The organism is Vibrio nigripulchritudo ATCC 27043 (assembly GCF_000222685.1).
GTDB lineage: Bacteria > Pseudomonadota > Gammaproteobacteria > Enterobacterales > Vibrionaceae > Vibrio > Vibrio nigripulchritudo.
On the sequence record NZ_AFWJ01000146.1, the window covers coordinates 29,006 to 51,293 of the forward strand.

Annotated in this window: 17 protein-coding genes; 9 read left to right on the forward strand and 8 right to left on the reverse strand. The window is 43.9% G+C overall.

The features are described from left to right. Entirely contained in the window at positions 1-678 is a 678-nt protein-coding gene (locus tag RH89_RS13210; RefSeq protein ID WP_004402602.1) for an ABC transporter permease, read from the forward strand. 65 nt (positions 679-743) lie between these two features. On the opposite strand, the gene RH89_RS13215 is transcribed toward RH89_RS13210, so the two are convergent. Both RH89_RS13215 and RH89_RS29915 read right to left on the reverse strand, forming a co-directional pair. Then, positions 744-2,960: a hypothetical protein gene (locus RH89_RS13215; RefSeq protein WP_004402604.1), complete on the reverse strand. Its 2,217-nt coding sequence runs from the start codon at positions 2,958-2,960 to the stop codon at positions 744-746. Then, entirely contained in the window at positions 2,947-3,105 is a 159-nt protein-coding gene (locus tag RH89_RS29915) for a hypothetical protein (protein WP_004402606.1), read from the reverse strand. Before RH89_RS29915 ends, RH89_RS13215 begins: the two co-directional genes overlap by 14 nt. A gap of 516 nt (positions 3,106-3,621) precedes the next feature. On the opposite strand from RH89_RS29915, the gene psrA reads away from it, so the two are divergent. The 3 genes from psrA (at position 3,622) to fabV (ending at position 7,959) form a co-directional block, all read left to right on the forward strand. Then, on the forward strand, positions 3,622-4,248 hold the full coding sequence (gene psrA, locus RH89_RS13220) for a TetR family transcriptional repressor PsrA (protein WP_004402609.1): 627 nt from the start codon (positions 3,622-3,624) through the stop codon (positions 4,246-4,248). A 65-nt stretch (positions 4,249-4,313) separates the two neighbouring features. Beyond that, positions 4,314-6,605 carry an acyl-CoA dehydrogenase gene (locus tag RH89_RS13225; protein WP_004402610.1) on the forward strand — a complete coding sequence of 764 codons (2,292 nt, stop codon included), beginning with the start codon at positions 4,314-4,316 and terminating at the stop codon, positions 6,603-6,605. A 151-nt stretch (positions 6,606-6,756) separates the two neighbouring features. Next, positions 6,757-7,959, forward strand: a complete 1,203-nt coding sequence (gene fabV, locus RH89_RS13230) for an enoyl-ACP reductase FabV (protein WP_004402612.1) — start codon at positions 6,757-6,759, stop codon at positions 7,957-7,959. Positions 7,960-8,027: 68 nt separating this feature from the next. Here fabV and RH89_RS13235 read toward each other — a convergent pair whose 3' ends face one another. Next, complete coding sequence (locus RH89_RS13235) at positions 8,028-9,710, reverse strand: aspartate:alanine antiporter (protein WP_004402614.1); 1,683 nt, start codon at positions 9,708-9,710, stop codon at positions 8,028-8,030. Between the two features lie 178 nt (positions 9,711-9,888). After that, on the reverse strand, positions 9,889-10,152 hold the full coding sequence (locus RH89_RS13240; RefSeq protein WP_004402615.1) for a GrxA family glutaredoxin: 264 nt from the start codon (positions 10,150-10,152) through the stop codon (positions 9,889-9,891). Between the two features lie 378 nt (positions 10,153-10,530). Here RH89_RS13240 and RH89_RS13245 point away from each other — a divergent pair, with 378 nt between their 5' ends. Beyond that, positions 10,531-11,787, forward strand: coding sequence for an iron-containing alcohol dehydrogenase (locus RH89_RS13245; protein WP_004402618.1), 1,257 nt, complete (start codon positions 10,531-10,533; stop codon positions 11,785-11,787). Positions 11,788-11,825: 38 nt separating this feature from the next. Here the strand turns inward: RH89_RS13245 and RH89_RS13250 are convergent, their stop codons facing one another. The 4 genes from RH89_RS13250 to RH89_RS13265 all read right to left on the reverse strand — a co-directional run bounded on the left by RH89_RS13250 (position 11,826) and on the right by RH89_RS13265 (position 16,604). Beyond that, positions 11,826-12,680 (reverse strand): MurR/RpiR family transcriptional regulator, encoded by an 855-nt coding sequence (locus RH89_RS13250; protein ID WP_004402620.1) that lies wholly within the window; start codon positions 12,678-12,680, stop codon positions 11,826-11,828. A 351-nt stretch (positions 12,681-13,031) separates the two neighbouring features. Then, on the reverse strand, positions 13,032-14,687 hold the full coding sequence (panP, locus tag RH89_RS13255; RefSeq protein ID WP_004402622.1) for a pyridoxal-dependent aspartate 1-decarboxylase PanP: 1,656 nt from the start codon (positions 14,685-14,687) through the stop codon (positions 13,032-13,034). Between the two features lie 125 nt (positions 14,688-14,812). Continuing rightward, positions 14,813-15,325: a hypothetical protein gene (locus RH89_RS13260; RefSeq protein ID WP_004402625.1), complete on the reverse strand. Its 513-nt coding sequence runs from the start codon at positions 15,323-15,325 to the stop codon at positions 14,813-14,815. Positions 15,326-15,680: 355 nt separating this feature from the next. Beyond that, on the reverse strand, positions 15,681-16,604 hold the full coding sequence (locus tag RH89_RS13265) for an HDOD domain-containing protein (protein ID WP_004402627.1): 924 nt from the start codon (positions 16,602-16,604) through the stop codon (positions 15,681-15,683). A 412-nt stretch (positions 16,605-17,016) separates the two neighbouring features. On the opposite strand from RH89_RS13265, the gene RH89_RS13270 reads away from it, so the two are divergent. From RH89_RS13270 to RH89_RS13285, 4 genes are all read left to right on the forward strand, one after another. Beyond that, entirely contained in the window at positions 17,017-17,604 is a 588-nt protein-coding gene (locus RH89_RS13270; protein WP_004402628.1) for a TfoX/Sxy family DNA transformation protein, read from the forward strand. A 748-nt stretch (positions 17,605-18,352) separates the two neighbouring features. Beyond that, the gene (locus tag RH89_RS13275) at positions 18,353-19,378 is read left to right on the forward strand and encodes an ABC transporter permease subunit (protein WP_004402631.1); all 1,026 of its coding nucleotides are present in this window, start codon (positions 18,353-18,355) and stop codon (positions 19,376-19,378) included. Positions 19,379-19,380: 2 nt separating this feature from the next. Beyond that, positions 19,381-20,424, forward strand: coding sequence for an ABC transporter permease (locus tag RH89_RS13280; protein ID WP_004402632.1), 1,044 nt, complete (start codon positions 19,381-19,383; stop codon positions 20,422-20,424). Between the two features lie 26 nt (positions 20,425-20,450). Next, complete coding sequence (locus tag RH89_RS13285; RefSeq protein ID WP_004402634.1) at positions 20,451-22,277, forward strand: extracellular solute-binding protein; 1,827 nt, start codon at positions 20,451-20,453, stop codon at positions 22,275-22,277. Positions 22,278-22,288: the final 11 nt, after the last annotated feature.

The window sequence follows — 22,288 nt, forward strand, 5'->3', positions numbered from 1 at the left end:
ATGGACTTTTCTTTAATTGTAGAAAGCTTTCCTGTTTATCTTGAAGGGCTGTGGACCACGGTCTGGTTAGTTGGGTTAGCGCTTGTTATCGGTTTGATGGTTGCGATTCCATTAGGAGTGGCAAGAAATAGCGCGAATTATCTGATCAGTATGCCTTCTTGGGCATTCATTTATTTCTTCCGAGGCACACCATTATTGGTGCAGTTGTACCTTATCTATTATGGTATGGACCAGTTTTTCCCCGTGAAAGATACCCTATGGGAACATGCGTGGTTCTGTGCTTTGGTGGCTTTTGTGTTGAATACGTCAGCATATACCGCCGAAATTATCCGAGGTGCGATCAATGGGTTGCCTAAAGGTGAAGTGGAAGCGGCAAAAGCATACGGCATGAGTACGTGGAAGACTTACCGTCGCATCATTTTGCCTAGCGCATTAAGAAGGGCGCTTCCGGCATACAGTAATGAAGTGATCTTTATGCTTCACGGTTCGGCAGTGGCCGGTATCGTGACCATTATTGATTTAACCGGTGCAGCAAGGTTAGTAAACTCCCGATATTACGCGCCTTTCGAGTCCTTCCTCACTGCAGGTCTATTTTATATGGCGCTGACTTTTATCATTCTGGGATGTTTCAAAGTCGCAGAGAAGAAATTCCTAGCGTACTTAAGACCGCTTTCTTAATACCTTTAAAAAAAGAAAAGCTCAATGGCGAAAACCATTGAGCTTTTTTGTATCGATATAATACCCTAATTATTAGAGACGATTTCTCCTGCAATGACAGAAGGCTCACCCGTGACCGTTGGCATGACACCGATATTGGCATTGCCTGTAATCGATGTTGGCACAGCGACTGCTGGATCCTGAAGAGTGAGTGCGGTGCATTGTCCTGTTGCGTTTTGCATCTGCTGTTCTATCTCTTTTGCTTTAATCACGTATTGGTTGCTGGACCCCATTAAGGTGCCATCTGCTATTGAGAATTTAGGTCTGTATTGATTACCTTGCTTCTCATAAGGAATACCCCACAGATCCCCATTTCCCCCGTAATTGAGCAGGAAGGTTTGACCATCGTAATTCCCTGCATTACCAGAGCGGTCATTTGCATTACTGTGCGAATAACTGAACTGTATTGGTTTATCAAAGGTCACAATGTTGTTCTGGCTATTACGAACGGCAGATAACTGATTCCAACTGCTGATTCCCGTCTCCCAAACGTAGTAAGTAGTCACGACACTTGGGTCGTAAATATCCCAGACGTTTGTCATGCTCGACGCCACAGTACTTGTTACCATAGGGCCTGAGCGAACTCCCCAGCTGTGAGGTGAGCTGTTAAGTTGCTGCTTGGTTATGGAGGAATTGTATCTAACAGGTTCGCTATTGCTGTCTCTGACCAGAGTCAGGGCATTGCTTCCTGAGTTAGAGAAGGAAAAGTCTATGGCTGACGCCACGTTAGACGCCCGAGTCGAGAATGGGCTGCCACTTCCTTCAAAGTTAGCGAGATCGGTGAGATCAAATGTACCAATAGGGCATCGGTCGAAGCACTTCAAGGTGACAGAACCATTTTCCAGTAGCTCGCCAGTGCCAGTCTCGCTACCATTTAAGAAGGTCTGTTCATAGTAGGTCAGGCTGGAAGAGCCATAAAGATATTTCACTTCCCCACCGAGTTGTTCAGACCACATATACAAAGACTCACCAGCATTAAGTGAAATGAGCTGGTCGGTTACATCAGTAATCTGCTGACCGCTGTCTCCCCAGTTCAGACCTGCTGTAATGTAAAAGCCGTCGGTTCCCACTGAGTCGTCATTAACAGTCAGGTATTTCACTACCCACTGATTGTAACCCGAGCTGTACACGTTGGAATCCCAATAGGAGAACGATACACCTCTTACGTTGCTGAGTGCGAGTGTTTTCACTTCATTCTTTATCAGTCGACCTGGGGCAGTAAGCAGCGTGTAATTCTCGGTAGAACCCTGGTCTTCTCTAACCAAAGTGGTGCCGTTTGCCAAGCTGGAATCACCTTCCGTCCAGACCCCCCAATAGCCTACATGTCCGTAAGCATCGACTTGGTTATCGCTGTCGCTATCGTAACGGAAAGAGAAACCACTATTCAAAGAAACCGCGGCTCCAGTGGATGCGTTGTAAAGGTCGTATCGATGAGCAGAATCTGTGAATTGGGTTCTATCAAGACATTGACCTGAATTACTACCAGTTTTGAAAGGCAGGCTGGCAACATCACTTGCGGACTGGATAAGTACATTGTTTGCGTTGAACGCTAATGCGTAGGCGTTTCCGGAATTGCTGCCTCTGTCAGCAGAAGTGATGGCGTTACCAGAAGCTCGATCAGCGCTCATCACGACACTGGCGCTTTGGACATACGTATCGGCGCCTCGGTTACTGGTTTCGTAGAGTGTAAAACCAATGGAGTTAGCGACGGAATCAGAAGCAACAATTTCGCCAGCGCCATTCTGTGTGCCTTCTAACTGGTCAAACATTTCGAAGTTGAATGTGAACGCTCCAAAAGGGTTACTCTCGCCGGCACCCGACGTGACCTCCGCTTTGAACTTAATGGCCTGATCGCCATCTCCGCCAGACATTTCTGGAATCCAGACGCTAATAACTAAAGGGTCACTGTCTGATTCACGTGTCACGTTAGCAACCGCTTTTAAATAGGAAGGGGTATTGGCTGCCCCTGAAGACTGACCGGTTGAACCGTCGTCTTCATTATCGAAACAAGCCGCTTCATCTGCGAGGACCAGATAAGGTCCCTGGTTTGCAAAGTCTGTTGCTTTGAATTGAGCGGTAAAACACAAAATGCTGTTAACCAGCTCAATGGGCTCTAGCGCTTCTATCCAGACATGAGAACGTTGAGTGGCGTTTGAATAGTCAGTTCCAGTGTCATCAAAGGCAGCGAGACTTGAAGTCGCAATAAAAATGCTCGATGCGAGCAGAGATTTAGTTATTTTCATTGGTCACAACCTCCAACTGTTCTGGAAGAACCAACTGAGACGTTGGTGTTGCTTGGGACTGAGCGGCTGAACTACTGCTGTCACAGCCACTGACGCCTAATACCATGATCAAAGCAGCTAAGCTGCTGTAGAGGGCTTTTTTCATTGTAATGTCTCCCTTTGGTAAGCCATACAATAAAAATATAGAACGCTTATTTAGGAAATCATCATTAAAAATAATGTTATTTAAAATTGTTTTTAAACAGAGGTGTAGGGGGGAGGTTGAGAGGTTGGCTCGATTTTTGGTAGTTAATATTTATACATTATTGAGCTTTTAAATAAATAATGAGCTTATGCCTCATGTTGGCTATTGGTGCGAGATAAAAAAAGCCCAAACCACTTGGGTTTGGGCGGATACAAATAGGAGTTAATAAGAAAAAAGCAGCGTTTGTAACAAGTTGCAGTAAATAAATCAGTCCAATACGACCGCAGACTCGGAATGCCCTGCTTGCTACATATTTTATGACCGGACCAAATTCGGTTAGTTCAAAATTTTTTCAAATTTTTTTTCTTATTCATAAAGCGTTTAGCCACAAGGTTATGGAATTGTGATGTTATCACCTTGTTAAATAAACTGTGTGGCGGTATATTTTCAAACAAGCGTTTAATACGAGTGATTAAAATGAGTGCGAAGAATAAAACGAAAGACAAAATTTTGGATGTGGCTGAGGCGCTCTTTGCAGAGCATGGTTTTAACGATACTTCTCTAAGAACCATAACAAGTAAAGCAAACGTCAACCTGGCTTCTGTGAATTATCACTTTGGAGACAAAAAGACTTTGGTACGCGCAGTTCTCAATCGCTATCTGGAAGCCTTTATGCCAGCACTTGGTGAAGCGCTGACTGAACTGAACAAAAAATCAGAGTTCTCCATGGAAGAGGTATTCCTCTCACTTAAACAGCCTTTGCTATCGCTTAACTCTTTACGTCCGAACGGGGCGAGCCGTTTTATGTCTTTGATTGGCAGAGGTTATACCGATGTACAAGGTCACCTTCGCTGGTTTATCACCACTCGATACGAAGAAGTTCTGGGGCAATTCACGGGATCTGTGAGTAAGGCGAACCCAGCACTGACACCTGAAACTCTATTCTGGCGACTACACTTCACGTTAGGAACCTGTGTCTTCACAATGGCATCGAGCCAGGCTTTGGCAGAAATTGCCTTTAATGACTTTGATAAACAGGTGGACTCAGAAGCCATCATCGATCAACTGATTCCCTATTTAGCGGCTGGCGTCGCAGCAAAATAATCGGTCAATGACCAACCATAACAAAAATAAAGATCAGTTATATAAAGAAACAAAAGGACTGAAACATGAGCTCTCTACAAAACCTAAGAAGGAAATGGGTCAGTGACCCTGCCTTCAAATTCTTTAAGAAGGTATTGCCACCACTCTCTGATACAGAGCGCGAAGCAATGGAAGCCGGCAGCGTATGGTGGGATGGTGAACTGTTCAGCGGTTCTCCGAACTGGCATATGCTTCATCAATACCCGAAACCAGAGCTGACGGACGAGGAGCAAAGCTTTGTCGATAACGAACTCGAAACCTTGCTGGGTATGCTCAATGATGACCAGATCGTAAGGCACGATCGCGATTTACCAGAAGAAGTATGGGATTACCTGAAAAAAGAACGCTTCTTCTCACTCATCATTTCCAAAGAGTACGGCGGACGTGAATTTTCTGCGCTGGCAAACTCAACCATTGTTACCAAAATCGCTACTAAGAGTATCAGTGCTGCGGTTTGCGTGATGGTTCCAAACTCTCTTGGTCCTGGTGAGTTGTTATCACACTATGGAACACAGGAACAAAAAGACTACTGGTTGCCGCGTCTGGCTGATGGTCGTGATATTCCTTGTTTCGCATTAACCGGTCCAGAAGCGGGTTCTGATGCTGGAGGCATTCCTGATCAGGGTGTTGTATGCATGGGGGAATACGAGGGCGAAGAAGTTCTGGGTATTCGTCTAAGCTGGAACAAGCGCTACATCACGTTAGCTCCTGTTGCGACCGTACTTGGTCTGGCATTCAAGCTAAAAGATCCAGACGGTTTATTAGGTGACAATCCTGATTTAGGCATTACTTGTGCTTTGATTCCAGCCGACCACAAAGGGGTGGAACTGGGAGAAAGACACGACCCACTCGGGTTAGCGTTTATGAATGGTCCTACGCGTGGTAACGACGTGTTTATTCCTATGGAATGGCTAATCGGTGGAGCAGATTACGCGGGTAAAGGCTGGCGCATGCTGGTGGAATGTTTGTCTGCGGGGCGTGGTATTTCACTGCCCGCTTTAGGTACATCAATTGGACACCTCACTTCACGTACAACTGGGGCGTATGCCTATGTGCGTAAGCAGTTCGGCATGTCGATTGGTAAATTTGAGGGTGTGGCAGAAGCAATGGGGCGCATCGGTGGTCTGACTTACCTGCTCGAAGCGACCCGAACACTCACAACCACGTCTTTGGATATGAAAGAGAAACCGGGAATCGTTACCGCTATCGCTAAGTACCATATGACGGAAATCGCACGTACTGTTTTGAACGATTCAATGGACATTCATGCCGGGCGTGCGATTCAGACAGGACCAATGAATTACCTGGCGCACCATTACTCAGGGATCCCTGTCGCGATTACAGTGGAGGGGGCGAATATCCTGACACGAAACTTGATGATTTTTGGTCAGGGAGCGACTCGTTGCCATCCATATGTCTTGAAAGAGATGGAAGCGGCAGCCAACCCAGACAGTAAAGAAGGTGCGAAAGAGTTTGATGAGCTGTTGTTTAAGCACATTGGGCACGCCACCAAGAATGCATTCGGTGCATTTGGCGCGGCGCTTACGGGTTCAAAGTTTGTTTCTGCATCTATGAGCGGCGAAACCAAAGTTTACTACCAACACATGACGCGTTTGAGCCGTGCTTTAGCAATAAGCTCTGATGTCGCAATGCTGACTCTCGGTGGTGAATTGAAGCGTAAAGAAATGATTTCGGCGCGCTTAGGCGACGGTCTTAGCTACTTGTTTATGGGCTCTGCAGTGCTCAAAAAGTATGAAGATGATGGCAGGCAGCAATCGGATCTCGACTATGTGCACTACGCAATGAACCATTGTCTGCATAACGCCGCGAAGTCGTTGCAGGAGGCGTATGCGAACTTCCCATCCAAGGCGGCAGGCAAATTCCTGAACTTCCTGGTTTTCCCGTTGGGTAATCATTTTAACAAGTCGACCGATGATAACGCGGTTTCTATCGCCAATAGTTTGATGACCCCGGGGGCGCATCGCGATCGTCTGACTCACCTGTGTTACGTTGGAAAAGACAACGATGACCCAGTTGGCTTGATGGAAAACGCATTCATGGCAATGTACAAAGTGCGTGGTCATGAGCGGAAAGTGATTCAGGGTATCAAAGACGGCAAGATTGATAAGAAAGCGCCTCTTCAAGAAAGGCTTGAGCAAGCATTGGAACACAAGATTTTGAACAAAGTTGAAGTGGACGAAATCTTGAGTGCAGACAAGCTGCGTTATCAGGCGATTCAAGTGGATCATTTCAGCCATGATATGGTTGAAACCCGGACTCATAAAACCAACTCGGTATCGCTGAACAGCGTCGCGTAAACGCTGACAAAGCATACACTTCAAAAGCGCTGCAGCAATGCAGCGCTTTTTTGTACAAACAGCTCCAACCACTTTCTCATTTCACAAGAAATTAGGTGCGAAACGCTTTGTAAACTTTTATCCTAGCAAAGTTTTTTTAAGGGAAATGAATATGATCATCAAACCAAGAATTCGTGGCTTCATTTGTACGACGACACACCCAGTTGGCTGTGAAGCAAACGTAAAAGAACAAATCGAATACACCAAAGCGCAAGGTCCTATCAAAAATGCTCCTAAGCGCGTATTAGTTGTTGGTTCTTCAAGCGGTTACGGCTTGTCTTCTCGTATTGCCGCTGCATTCGGTGGTGGTGCATCAACCATTGGTGTGTTTTTCGAAAAAGCTGGTACAGAGAAAAAGCCTGGCACAGCGGGTTGGTACAACTCAGCGGCTTTTGACAAGTTGGCAAAAGAAGAAGGCTTGTACTCTAAAAGCTTAAACGGCGACGCATTCTCAAACGAAGCGAAACAAAAGACCATCGATTTGATCAAAGAAGACTTGGGTCAGATTGATATGGTAGTTTACTCTCTGGCTTCTCCAGTGCGTAAGCTTCCTGAAACGGGTGAGCTAATCCGTTCGTCTCTTAAGCCTATCGGTGACACGTACACTTCAACTGCGGTAGACACTAACAAAGATGTGATCATCGAAGCGAGTGTTGAACCAGCGACAGAACAGGAAATCAAAGACACGGTTACCGTGATGGGTGGCGAAGACTGGGAATTGTGGATTCAAGCCCTGTCTGAAGCAGGTGTTCTGACAGAAGGTTGTAAGACAGTAGCGTACAGCTACATCGGTACCGAGCTGACTTGGCCAATCTACTGGGATGGTGCTCTAGGTCAGGCGAAGATGGATCTGGATCGTGCGGCTTCTGCACTTAACGACAAGCTTGCAGCGACTGGCGGTAGCGCAAATGTTGCGGTACTGAAGTCGGTTGTCACTCAGGCGAGTTCTGCGATTCCAGTCATGCCTCTTTACATCGCAATGGTCTTCAAGAAAATGCGTGAAGAAGGTGTACACGAAGGTTGTATGGAACAGATCTTCCGTATGTTCAGCCAGCGCTTATACAAAGAAGATGGTTCAGTACCTGAAGTAGACGAGAAGAACCGTCTACGCTTGGATGACTGGGAACTGCGTGATGACATTCAGCAGTACTGTCGTGATCTATGGCCTCAGATTACCAGCGAAAACTTGAAAGAGCTGACGGACTACGTTGAATACAAAGAAGAGTTCTTGAAGCTGTTTGGCTTTGGTTGTGAAGGTGTTGACTACGAAGCAGATGTTAACCCTGCTGTAGAGTTTGATGTTCAGGACATCTAACGATTACCTTTGATATATGAAAGGCGCTCAGTGAGCGCCTTTTTTGTGACTGCGTAAATTAACGGATTCTAGGTAATGATGATCAAGAACGTACCTGCCAAAGTCATCAGGATATTAGCGATAGCGTAAGTACCTGCGTAACCCAGTGCTGGAATGGTCGATTTAGCTTGTTCGTTAACCACGTCCATTGCCGGACCACAGGTTCGTGCCCCCACTATCGCACCAATCAGAAGTGCTCGGTTCATCTTAAGAACATAAGCACCAACCAGGTAAGCAATCATCACCGGAATTATACTCACCAGTAAACTTACCCCTAATATCTGAGGGCCGACTTTTGTCATGTAAGACACTATGCTGTCACCGGCACTTAATCCAATACCCACCATAAAGAACATTAATCCCAGGTCTTTGACCATATTCAATGCACCCTGAGGGACGTAACCGAAGGTAGGGTGGTTGGCTCTCAAAAATCCAAGTGTGATTCCTGAAAGTAAAAGCCCCACGGCATTACCCAATCCAAAGGTAACCTGACCAAAGGTCATGGTAATCAAGCCAAATAAAATACCTAGAATGAAGAAGCTACAGAACGCCAATAAGTCGGCCATTTGGCTATGAATCGAGATGAAACCGATTCGTTCTGCTAGCCCCATCACTCGGCTTTTCTCACCACTGACCTGAAGAATGTCGCCTTTCGCGAGCACGATATTAAGATCCATCGGCATTTCAATTTGCGCTCTTACGACTCGGTTTAGGAAACAACCGTATTCAGAGAGGTTCAAATCAGAAAGCTTTTTGCCTGCGATGCTGTCACTTTTTACAACGATTTCTTCTTCAACAATTCGGAGGTCGAGCAGGTTACGGTCGAAAACCTCCTTGCCGTTCCTAAAGCTAGGGTCGAGTCGGGCATGGCTGTCGGGGTAACCAACCAAGGCGATTTCGTCGCCTTCCTGAAGAATGGCATCACCATCAGGGTGGGCAAGAATACCGTTTCGACGAATACGCTCTATATAACAACCTGTTTGACGGTAAATGCCCAGCTCACGGAGGTTTTTACCATCTGTCCAGTCGACCAGTTCAATACCAACGCGATAGGCACGAATGATAGGCAGATAGACTTTTCTCTGAGCGGAGGTATCTAGCCCACGTTCTTGAGCAATTTGAGTTGCTGAGTCGTGCAGGTTTTGCTTTTGTAGCTTTGGTAAAAGCTTGGCAAGCAGGATCATGCTGGTTAAACCTACCAAATAAGCAATCGCATAACCTACCGACAAGTTCTCTCTTACCTTATCCATGGTGATGTCTGCAGGAACAGAAGCAAGACCGGTTTTTAAAGCATCCTGAGCACCAACCAATATCGGGGTAGAGGTAAGCGAACCTGCCATCATTCCAGCAGAGAAACCAAAGTCTAGTTCCAAATAACTGCTGATAAAGTAGGTTAACCCCAAGGCAGAGGAAAGCACGGTCAGGCTGAGAATAAAATAGTGCTTGCCGTCTCTGAAGAAAATACCAAAGAAGTTCGGTCCGGCTTCGATGCCGACGCAAAAGATGAATAACATAAAGCCAATGGTTAACGCATCGGCATTAAATGAGAAACCCAAATTTCCCATAAATATGGCGCTAATAAGCACACCAATGGCACTGCCTAGCTGCATTCGACCAAATTGAATTTTGCCGATACCCAACCCCATGGCCAGGACGACGAAGATGAGCAAAATTGGGTTTTGCTCAAGTAAGATAACGATATCGATGTTCACTGCTCTCTAACTCGGAATCGCTGTGAAGGAATGGAAAAGGAAGGTGAAGTGTAACCGAAAGTTACTGCTGTAATAAGTGATTTATTAGCTTTTTTGACTAAATTTTTACGCGTTGTTCAGATAAAAAAATACAGCCCGCAAATGCGGGCTGTATTTTAATAAAATCAGCGACTTGATATTAGTCGTAAAGACCTAGGTTTTCCTTCGCGTAAGCTTCAAATTCTGTGAAACCACCAACGTGGTCTTGGTCGACAAAAATTTGAGGAACGGTTTCTACAGGCTTACCTACCGTCTTTTCCAAATCGGCTTTGCTGATGCCTTCAGCATGAATATCAACGTAGCGATAGTTGAAATCGTCACGTTCATCTTTCAATTTATCAGCAAGGTCTTTCGCACGCACACAGAAAGGGCAACCAGGACGACCAAAAATCACTACAAACATATTCTTCTCCTTTGTTCTAATGGTGCCACTATGCCTGATCAAACGTGGGAAATAAAGCTCGAAAAACCATTTGCTTCAATAGGTTTTGCCTATCAAACTTTGTCTGGTTAATTCTTGTCAAATTCGTTGAGATTTTGGCTCAGTTGGAGCGGTCTTTTTATAAGAGTAAAGTTGCACCTACATTTGCGATCTGCTTCTTAGCGTGATGCGACAGATTTTGTTCTGAGACATAGACTGAAGACGCATTTGAACGTAAAACATATAGTGTCCATACTGCAAAATGGACTTTGTTTCGGTGTAAATTAACGCGATTTTATTTGTTTTGTTTAGAACTTAACTCATTGATTTAAAGCTTAACCTGGGCTGAAAGGAGTTAACATGTTCCAGTTTATGACATCCGCAAAAATTGTATTCGGTGAAGGTGCGCTGGCGTCTTCTTTGTCTACGATTTCGCAATATGGCTACAGTGCGCTACTTGTGACAGGTGAGGATATCAGCCGCGCACAGCCTGTTATTGAATACCTCAACGCGCAGGCGATACGTTTTCAGCAAGTCGCCATCTCCAGTGAGCCATTTATTGCCATGGTGGAAGAGATCGCTTCTCAAGGCCGTAAATTCCAACCTGATATGGTGATAGGTTTTGGGGGAGGAAGTGTTCTCGATACCGCCAAAGCACTTGCCGCCATTATTCCGAATCAAGGCGATCTCTATGACTATGTCGAAGTCGTCGGACGTGATGTCCCGCTAAAATCCAAACCTTTGCCTTTCATTGCTATCCCAACAACAGCAAGTACAGGGGCAGAAGTGACGCGAAATGCCGTCTTACGCTCTGGGCAGGATCAGGTCAAAGTCAGTCTAAGAAGTCCAGATATGTTGGCAGATATTGCTATTGTCGATCCGGAGCTGACTTATGGAACCGACGCATACACGTCTGGTCGTGGAGCAATGGATGCATTTACGCATTTGATGGAAGCGTACGTAAGTAGCGATCCCAATCCATTAACAGACATGATCTGCGAAGAGGGCTTACGCCGGCTTTCTGGGGCGATTATTCCTGCGTGTTTAGAAGACAACCATGAGGCTCGCGGCGATCTTTCCTTTGCCGCCATGCTAGGCGGAATGGCAATCACCAATGCCAAACTTGGAGCAGCGCATGGTTTGGCATCTGCACTTGGTGGAAAACTGGATGCGCCTCATAGCGTGATCGCAGCTCAATTGGCACCTTATGTGATGTCGGAAAACATTCATGCAGCAAAGCAACTGGGTAGGGAAGACATTCTTGAACGCTACCAGAAAATAGCGTCAATACTACTCAAACAGGAAGACGCCCATATAGAAGACAGTGTTGTTTGGGTAAAAGCGATGCTAGATAAGTTGAAGCTACCGAAACTAAAAAGCTTTGGTGTATGCAGCACTTCATTTGAACAAGTTGCCGAAGACGCCATGCGATCTGTCGCTATTAAGGGTAATCCAATTCCACTGAACTACGACCGCCTTATCTATATTTTGGCTCAGGTTTGTCCTTGTACGACTGGTTCTGTTCCGCACCCAATATCAAACCTTTCTGAGCATTACTTAAAGAAACGCAGGAAAACGCATACATCCGTTAATGATGATCTGGAAACAGAAGAATGAACCAACAAAATAAAAACGGAGCCTGAAGGCTCCGTTTTTTAATACTGTGCGATTTTGTCGTATCGCGAGTCTTTTAGTGCGTCTTTGACTCGTTTCAGGTTTTCCCTGAAGCCTGTTCCACGTCGCAATGTAAACCCTGTTGCCAGAACATCAATAACTGTCATCTGAACAACTCGACTTGCCATTGGCATGTACACATCGGTGTCTTCTGGAACATCCAGAGAAATCGAGAGTGAAGACGCTCTATCCAGTGGTGAATCTTTGGCTGTTACGGCAATAACCGTTGCGCCATTCTCACGCGCCAGATTGGCAATCTCTACCAAGCTTTTAGTACGACCTGTGTGAGAGATAAGAACGATCACATCATTGTCGGTACAGTTTATACAGCTCATACGCTGCATGACGATATCTTCAAAGCAGCTGATAGGTATATTGAAGCGAATGAACTTGTTTTGTGCATCTTTGGCAACGGCAGACGAAGCGCCCAAGCCAAAAAACGAGATACGCTTGGCTTGTGTTAGCAAATCGACCGCTCGGTTAACCTGCATTGCATCAATACTGTTTTTGGCAACGTCTAAACACGCCATAGTCGATTCGAAAATCTTATGTGTGTAAGCGTCTGGACCGTCATCTTCTTCCACATTACGGTTCACATAAGGTGTACCGTTAGCCAAACTCTGAGCTAAGTGGAGTTTGAAGTCTGGAAATCCTTTGGTGTCTAACCTACGGCAGAAACGGTTAACCGTTGGCTCACTGACATCAGCCATCTTAGCAAGCGTGGCAATGCTGGAGTGTATGGCAGTTTGAGGAGAAGCCATAATTACTTCAGCAACTTTACGCTCAGATTTACTGAAGTTCTCCAAATTTTTCTGTATTTTTTCTAATGTATTCATAACGTTCACAAGGGCATAGAGAACATTTCACTGACCGGATCTGGTCATCTTTTACAAGATGAGATTCGCAAAGAGCGAGTCTGAATAATCTCGTATGATCAGTGGCTTTTATACAAACGAGTATAAACGAACGAGGTCCGTTGAGTGACTAAAAGACCCGCAAAACGAGAATTAAATGTCTATAATATGACAAGCCTCAAACTTAATTTCAGTTCCGAAATCTTATTGATCGAGATTTCGCTCAATTCGCTAAATTTGCGCTCGATTTGGTGTGATCAAATTTCAATGTTAGGAAGAAAATTTCACTTCTGTAACCCACCTAAAGATATGAGATGGGTTGCGCTATAAAACTTAGCTTGCCTTCTTATTCAAAATTTCCATAGAAAGCTCAGATACTTGAGCCATCAGATTAGGAAAACCGGCAGCAATTTCCCTTTGCTCACATAATACCGATTGCAATATTTCATGTGTAGTAAGTGGGTTAGCCAGAACTACACGGAAAACAATGGTATTTCTGTGCTGCCACTGTACTGGGTTCAATCGGGTTCTTGATACAAAGGTTTTACCTGTTTCCCTTTGCTTCTTTTGAATTTGCTTTGTCAAATTGTTCAAAGCTTCGTGAAGGGTATTTTTCTCGTCTTCATTCGCATTAACTAACGCTTTTTTCGCTACTTCTGGAACATAGCGATACGTAAGAAGACAAAGCTCTGGTTCCGTCACCAGCTCAAAATCATCTTGTTCAGAAACCAGCGAGGCGAAGTATTTTGCCTTTTCTATACTCTGATCAATTAAGAGTTCATAACCTGGGCGACTTATGATGTGCATGCTCGAATAAACCAGCATCGCCATTCCCGAACGGGAGCCTTCCAGTGTATGACTGCCTAAGTCCTTCGACCCTTTACGGAGGATGTACTGTGCGTGATGCTCAATGGCGGTCATAGCGCTTGGATCTTTAAACAGAACCATGCCAGCACCCATTGGTATGTATAGTTGCTTGTGGGCATCAATGGTGACCGAATCTGCCAGCTCAATCCCTTTAAGTAAATGGCGATAGTTGTTCGACATCAGGGTTGCGCCACCCCAGGCGGCATCCACATGGAAATGACAGCCGTGCTTCTGACTGATCATCGCGATACGTTCTAGCGGATCAATGTTTCCTGTTTCGGTAGTACCTGCGACACCGACGATAGCAAATGGTTTGATGTTCTGGCTTTTAAGCAAGGCGATTTTTTGTTCAAGGTCGTCAGGGCACAGTTTGTTTTTGCTGTTTGTTTTGACTGAAACGAGGCATTCCTGACCTAATCCCAAAACATCTGCTGCTTTTTTCAAAGAGTAGTGCCCGCGTTCTGAAACTAAAATAGCTAAACCCTCGTAGCCATAATGCTTCATGGCTTTGAATAAGCCTTCTTTTTCTACCCCTTTGAATTCTCCATCTGCTTTTAGCGTGTTGTTCCTTGCAACCCAGAGAGCAGTGATATTCGCAATGGTGCCACCAGAGCAGAATGCGCCTAGTGAATGATTGGCGCTGTGCATCCATTGCTGATAAAACTCTGGCTTTTCATGGTAGATAAGACCATGAAGCATACCAAGAACTTGTCTTTCCAATGGGGTGAAAGCTTTTGAGGTTTCGATCTTCACCAAGTTTTGGTTCAGCGCGATCATAATTTTTGATAGTGGCATCAAAAAGTAGGGCAGGGCTGAAGTCATATGACCGATGAAACTGGGTGCCGAGGTATGAACGGACTGCGAAACGAGGTTATCGAGCAAGTTCTGCGTATGTTCAGATACAAACTGAGGTTGTTCGGGCAAATAAGGGTTTGAAAACTGCTGTTCAATATCGGCCAGCGGTTTTTCTTCAGCAACAATATGTTCACGCAAAAACTGGTTCAGGTTTTGCGAGAGTTTGTTTTCGATATGACCTAATGTGGAATCTGGCGCTTCTGGCACAGTAAAGATTTTCAGCAAACTTTCAAAGCTTACATCTGCTGTTTTATTCTCAGATACCATAACCTTATTTACTTATATTTCTACGTTCGCGAGCGGGTCAATCTAAACGAAAACGGGCGCAAAGTCCCGTTATTATTGTTTGGTAACCGCATGTTTGTTGAACTTTTGAGCAGTGTGGCAATCTGCTAATTGCAACGCTGTTCTTCCAGTTTAGTAACAGACTGGTTGTATTTGTTCAGGGCGCTGTCGATTTTTTTAGGATGGCTCAGCAATTCGGCAAACGCCGTTCTCAGCTCGTAGTTTTGGTTATGAGGTTTAGACTGACGATCTTCAAACGTTCTTTTCGCTAACTGCCCTAATTTGTCGCTTCTGGATGCCAGCACTTTAATTTCTTTTTGTTCCAGCTTTAGCCAGGCTTCAACGGGTTGCTCAGTCGCGACTTTACTCGGATCGTTAGATAAATAGTAATGAACTGCTTCGCGATTTAATTCGAAGTGATTGGTTCTGCCTTTTAAGAACCATTGACCTACATCGGTAAGCTCTGGGTTAAGCTGAGTAGTAATTCCAACAAGATCTTCATACCAGTTAAGTGAAGCATCTACATAAGAATCGTATTTTTTTTCCAGGCATAAAGTCTGATCTGCCAACGCAGTAGTGGACGAGCTGGCAAGTATTAGGGCTAAAGCAAGACGTTTCATCACATGTTCCTTTGGTTATTTATGTCGGGTGAATTGTGTTGATTTTTCTATACCCGAATAACCCTATATTAATCGTTGGTTAAACTTTGGTAAACGTCATAGCTCTAACTCTTTGAGAGATATAGCTTACACACCCGAAACAGATACCCAAAAAATCAGTAGAACAGGAATTTCCGAGTGCTATTCGGTACGCTTGAGATTTTCTATGTTCGATTTGGAAGCAAATAAGAAAAGGTGAGAAATGGAAAGATTGAAACAATCACCTTTGGTTTTTAAAAAAGGAAAACCAAAGGCGTATGGAATCTTTGAAGAAAGCGACTCGGAGTATATAGCTTCCTGTCTAAAGTACTTAGGGTTAAAAACCAGTAGAATTCATAATCTTTTTGATTTCGCTTTCGAAATCAGCATCAGATAGATTACTCAATTCGTAAAGCACTTCAGCACCATCCACATCGAACTCAACTTCGTGCTCTTCTATCGCATCGTCGTCGTCTCTGAACATCAGCAAGTGGTTTGCGATTCTGGCAACATCCAAATAACTGACAGGAACTTCCTGAGTTTCAGTTCGTTTGTTTGTGGCAACTTCTAAGAAATCTTGATCGAATCCCCAACTGTTTAGCACTAACTGGCTGGTGACCGCACAGCGAGACTGGAAAATCTGAAGTGCAATGTCATAGTCCAGATAGTTACCTCTATCGAGATACATGTGGTATTCGTTGACCAGACAGAAAATACCAATATCCGCAAGTAAACCACTGAGAAGCGCTTTTTCTTCTTCCAAATATTCGTATTTCTCACCTGATTCAGTTGCAAGGAAAGAGCGTGTGACTAGCACCATGGTCGCCGCTAAGCGTCGGGAAACTGACGCACTGTGTGTCAGTACATGGTTGCATTCTTTATTCAGGTTGACCGAATTTTTAAGCTGCTCGATTGCCTGAGCTGTCACGATGTCTCGCACTCTTAAGATCCCTAAGCGCGAAACTGCGGTCTGGAGATCTGTGCAGGTGATGTTTCTGCGGTTGAACACAACAGAGTTAGCAACACGGATCACCACCGCAGTGAGACTAGGATCTTCCATCAGACATTCTGCAATATCCGGAATCCCTGTTGTATCTGACGTACAGAGTTGCTGAATTTTAAGCACAGCATCTGGAATAGGCGGAAGACTGATCTTGCCAGTGTTTATGGATTGCTCAACGAGTTGAGCAAATTCGGACTCAAGTCCTTGTAGAAGTAACTGGTTGTTATGAGGTAACCAGTAAAATGATAAGTGGTTCATTTTGGGTACTTTGATCAATCTGTTCTGAGGGTCAGTTTAACGTGCTATGGCAAGGTCGCGCAACAAAACGCATTAGAAAAAAAGTCCAGTAATTCAGTGAATAAACCCCAAAATTACAGAGCGTTCACATCATTTTTGTTGATTGGTTAACTTCTTGTTGCATTAAGTTGTGATTTTGATGCGTTTTTTGGGTCGGATCAGAGGGCTTACTGTGAGCAACATCTTAACTTATTTCATTGGGCTAAGTATGCGGTTTCATAAAGATCTTATTCGTCATAAACTTCATCGTATATTTTCCGGTATGGAAATATTTTTGTAACCGATTATTGGTTACGTCTCTGAAGTCGATATTTCATGATCGGCGCTTGTGTATTGATCGGGGGGTTAACACATAAGTTGGAGGTTACGGAACATGAAGGAATCTATGTTCTATGATTTTGTTGATCAGTTTGGCAGTTATCAAAAGCGATCAATGTTTGGTGGAATTGGCTTATTCAATGAAGGAGCGATGTACGCACTACTGACTAATGAAACAATCTTTATTCGTGGCGGTGGTAACCTAGACAAAAAATTGACAGATCTCGGATGCGAAAAATATAAGCATGTGAAGAAGCAAACAACAGCTATCGTTAATTATTACGATATTACTGATTTGTTCGATTCACAGCATGAAGAGCTTGAAAGCATCGTCCGTGCATCTATCAACTTTTCAAAGCAGCAAAGGGCTTTTCAAAAGTCTAAAGACAGCAGGAGACTGCGTGATCTTCCAAATATGCAGTTGACTCTGGAACGTATGGTTAAGAAGTCTGGTATTGATGATGTCAGTACTTTCATGCGTTTAGGTCCTGTTGATGTGTTTAGACGCGTGAAGCAGACTTACGGTGGTGAAGTTGATATTCGCTTACTTTGGAAGTTTGCTGGTGCTGTGAAAGGTTGCCATTGGAAACTGATTCAAGAGCAGCAAAAGGAAGAATTGCTCGCTTTGTGTCAGGAAGTATAAATTTCAGTTAGTTTGATAAAGGCTCGCATATGCGAGCCTTTTTTAATTCTATAAAACTAAATAAAAAGAAAACGGATATTTCTAACAACCAAAAGAGAATAACAAAGCCGGAATATTTTGATGATTTAGGCGTGACACAGAAATTGTGTGAAAAATAGACTTTTCTGACTATTTACCTATTTATGTTTAATATGTCAATAGGGTATTAATAAGTGAACCACTTAGTGAACCTTAAACTCAGAGGCTGTTTAAGTGTTTATTTGTGGAGAATTATTCTATACGGAATGCTTACTCAGGCTTTATTGACTGTCTATTAACATTCAGACAGAGGTATGAAGTAATATGACAGTTTATGTGAACGGATCCTTATAAAGATAAGAAAGCTGATATTGATTTGTTAGTCAGTAAAATTGACTTTTATTTTATCTATTAGTTGGTCAATAAGTCTTTATAGTCATCATTTTGTAGATATAAGGACTGATATGGATGCGAATTTAGCGTAAACGTTTGGCATAATTTCAAAAGTGATACCAAGTATCATCCATAAGACGTATAAATATAATGGAATAAGGTAGTCTCGATTTTGTCTGACCAATTGAACTCGAAAAAGTTCATGTGATGAATTCGAAAAGGTACTGGGACATTGATGTTCAACTAGGCTTCCTTAGAAGTGTACGAATCCTAACTTAACCTGAAAGGATGACACTTTTATGACGAAGCGGACATAAGACTCGGAGAAGGTCGGTACGTGTTATCTTATTTTTTACGCCGTTTAGCGCTTGTTATTCCAACGTTTTTGGGAGTAACAATTTTAATATTTGCCATTACTCGATTTGTCCCTGGTGGTCCAGTCGAGCGTATGCTTGCCAACATGCAGCCTCAGGGTGATGCTGCACAATCTTCATCAGTAGCGGGAGACAACTCCGCACTCTCTGAAGAGCAAATGGCGGAGCTCAACGCTTTTTATGGCTTAGATAAGCCAGTCTTTGAAGCTTATATTGAATGGTTGAGTAAGCTGGCAGTTTTAGACTTTGGTGAGTCAACCCGCTACTACGAGCCAGTCAGTGACATGATTGCAGAAAGGCTGCCCGTATCTCTGTTTTACGGCGGTATGACTTTCTTTATTAGCTACTTTATCTCTATTCCTCTCGGCTATTTTAAAGCGCTTAAACACGGCAGTGTTTTTGATTCCGCTTCATCCATTCTTATTTTCCTAGGCTACGCATTGCCTGGTTACGTTATCGGTGTGCTTCTCATTACCTGGTTTAGTTATAACCTAGAGTGGTTCCCTATGGGGGGATTCGTAGGGGATGATTATGACGACTACGAAACTTTCTTCGAGCGCGCACAAGACATCATGTGGCATGCGGTATTGCCTCTAATTTGTTATCTCATCGGTGATTTCGCAACACTGACCATGACGATGAAAAATAACCTGATGGAAAATCTTTCTTCAGATTACATCCGTACCGCTATCGCAAAAGGTCTACCATTTCGTCAAGCAGTTAAAAAGCACGCGCTTAGAAATAGCTTAATACCGATTGCAAGTCACTTTGGTAATTCTCTCTTATTCTTTATGACGGGCTCTTTCCTTATCGAAGTTATTTTTAACATCGATGGCATTGGTTTATTGGGTTACGAATCAATTATCGAACGGGACTACCCAGTGGTTATGGGCATTGTGGCTATCAATGCCGTCTTATTACTTATTGGAAACATTGTGTCGGATATCTGTGTGGCACTGGTTGATCCTCGTGTGAAGTTTGGAGAATAAAGATGTTGAACTTAACTCCATTAACAAGAAAAAAGATCAAACGCTTCAAAGAGATTAAACGCGGGTACTGGTCATTTCTGACTTTGTCTGCATTGATCCTACTCTCGTTGCTTGCAGAATTTTTTGTGAACAGCAAAGCCTTAGTCGTTAAGTACGAAGGCGATTGGTACTTCCCGGTCGTGAGCGATGTGCATTTAGCTGAACGCTTTGGTCAGACGCATTCAGGGGAAGCGGATTACAGGCTTCTGGCTCAGACCTTTGAAGATCAAAACTCAGAGAACTTTGTGGTTATGCCGTTAGTCCCTTGGAACCCTTATGAGCAGGACTTTAGCGGTGATTTCCCACCTACTGCACCAGACGCAGAAACTAAGCATTATCTGGGGACAGACGTTATCGGTCGCGACATTCTTGCGAGACTGGTATACGGATTTCGTACAGCAATTGGGTTTGCGCTGATTACCATGGCATTCTCTTACGCGATAGGGACTGCTGTGGGGTGTGCTATGGGTTTCTTTGGTGGCAAATTTGATTTGATCACTCAACGACTGATAGAAGTTTGGTCTTTGGTCCCATTCCTATATGTGATCATGATTCTGGTTTCGGTCACTCAGCCAACTTTTACTCTCTTCGTTGCTATAAACGTATTGTTCGGATGGATCGGTATTACCTGGTATATGCGAACCATGACTTACAAAGAATCTGCTCGTGAGTACGTAATGGCGGCGCGTGCATTGGGGGCGAGTACCTTCAGAATCATATTCAGGCACATTTTGCCTAATACCATGGTAATGATAGTGACTCTGGCACCTTTCACAATTGCAGGAAATATTGCTGCTCTGACTGCGCTGGATTACTTGGGACTCGGTCTTCGTCCTCCAACGCCAAGCTGGGGAGAATTGCTCCAGCAAGGTAAGTCAAACTTGGATTCGCCGTGGATTGTTACGTCAGTTGTGACTGCGTTGGTCTTTGTATTGGTTATGGTGACATTTATCGGCGAAGCGATACGTGCAGCCTTCGATCCTAAGAAATTTACACGTTACGTATAACTAGAATAATTAAATAGGGAATGTTTATGAAAAAATTAGCAATGGTTACGCTGCTTTCTGCTGTCGGGTTTACAGCACAAGCAACGACACTACCTGAAGGGTTGACCTGGAACACCAATTGGGATGAACCGAATATAGGTTCGGAAGAAGCCGAACGCGGTGGAACTTATCGAACATTTATCCTTAGCTTTCCTCAGACACTAAGAAGTGTCGGTCCGGATTCAAACTCTGGCTTGCGCCACTACTTTTTAGATAAAGTGCCTTCCCTGGTTGGAAAGCATCCAGACACACTTGAATGGATTCCTGACCTAGCCAATGAATGGGCTTATGCAGGTGATAATAAGACCATCTATTTCAAACTTAATCCAAAAGCAGAATGGTCCGACGGCGAGAAAGTTACCGCAGATGACTTTGTCTTTATGCTTAATTTCTACCGCTCGAAAGACATTGTAGAACCTTGGTATAACACCTACTACTCAGAACAGATCGACGAAATAATCAAGATTGATGAGCATACTATCGCAGCTGTTTCGGGTGTGGAAAAGAACCCGGACGACCTGCTTTACGCTCTAGGTTCTCTGCGCCCTCGTCCAGAACACTTTTATAAGCCTTCAAAGGATGAAAATGGGGATGGAGTTGATGATAACTTTGTCCGTAAATACAATTTCAAAGGTGAACCAACGACTTACGCCTATTACCTAGATAAAGTAAAGAAAGGTAAGAGCCTAACATTCAAACACGTTGGCGATGACTGGTGGGGATACAGCAATCCTTATTACAAGAATCGCTTCAATGTGGATAAGATCCGAATCAAAGTAATACGCGATAACGATATCGCACGTAAACATTTTGAGAAGGGTGACCTAGACGCATTCCCAACTATTCTTCCAAGCGTATGGCATGAAAAAACCAACTCTGAGCCTTACCAGAAGGGTTACATACACCGTTTCTGGGGGTTCAATGAGAGACCTCAGGGAGCTGGTGGTCTATGGATCAATACGTCAAAAACGCACCTTGGAGACATCAATTTGCGTCAGGGCATTATGCATGCAACTGATTATGACGGCATGATCGAGAAAATCACTCGAGGTGATTACTCGCGCAAACCGCATGCAATGGGATTTGGACATGGGAAATACGACAAGCCTAATCCAGTACCTCCTAAATTTGATCCAGAGCTAGCTGGGGAATTCTTTAACAAAGCTGGATTCGACAAAATCGGAGCTGATGGTATTCGTGTTAACGCGAATGGTGATCGCCTAAGTTTTGCAATTACTTATGGCTACAACTCTTGGACACCCAGAATTGCATTTTTGAAAGAGCAAGGTAAGAAAGCCGGAATTGAGTTTAACCTTAATCTAGTTGATGGCTCATCAGCATTTAAGTTCGTTTTAGAGAAAAAGCATGAACTTGCATTCCTAAATATGGGCGGGAAAGAAGTACCAGCTTACTGGGAATACTTCCATTCAGCCAATGCAAATAAAGCTCAAACTAACAGCCACACCAACTTTAGTTCTCCAGAATTAGACAAGCTTATCGAGCAATATAGAAAGGAATTTGATGTAGAAAAGAGACATAGCCTATCTCATCAAATTCAACAGAAGATTACAGAAGCCCATGTCATCGTGCCGGGTTACATGGTGCCATATTCACGTGAAGCTCACTGGCGTTACATTAAGTTTCCGAAAAATGCGATGACACGAATGACAGAGGCAATGTTCCCAACAAACAGGGTTTTAGGTTTGCATACATTCTGGATTGATTCTGAAATGAAGAAAGAAACCAAAAAAGCAGTGAAAAGTGGAAAGACGTTCGAGCCGGTTACGGTTATGGACACCCGCTACAAGCTGTAAATGAGTCAGTC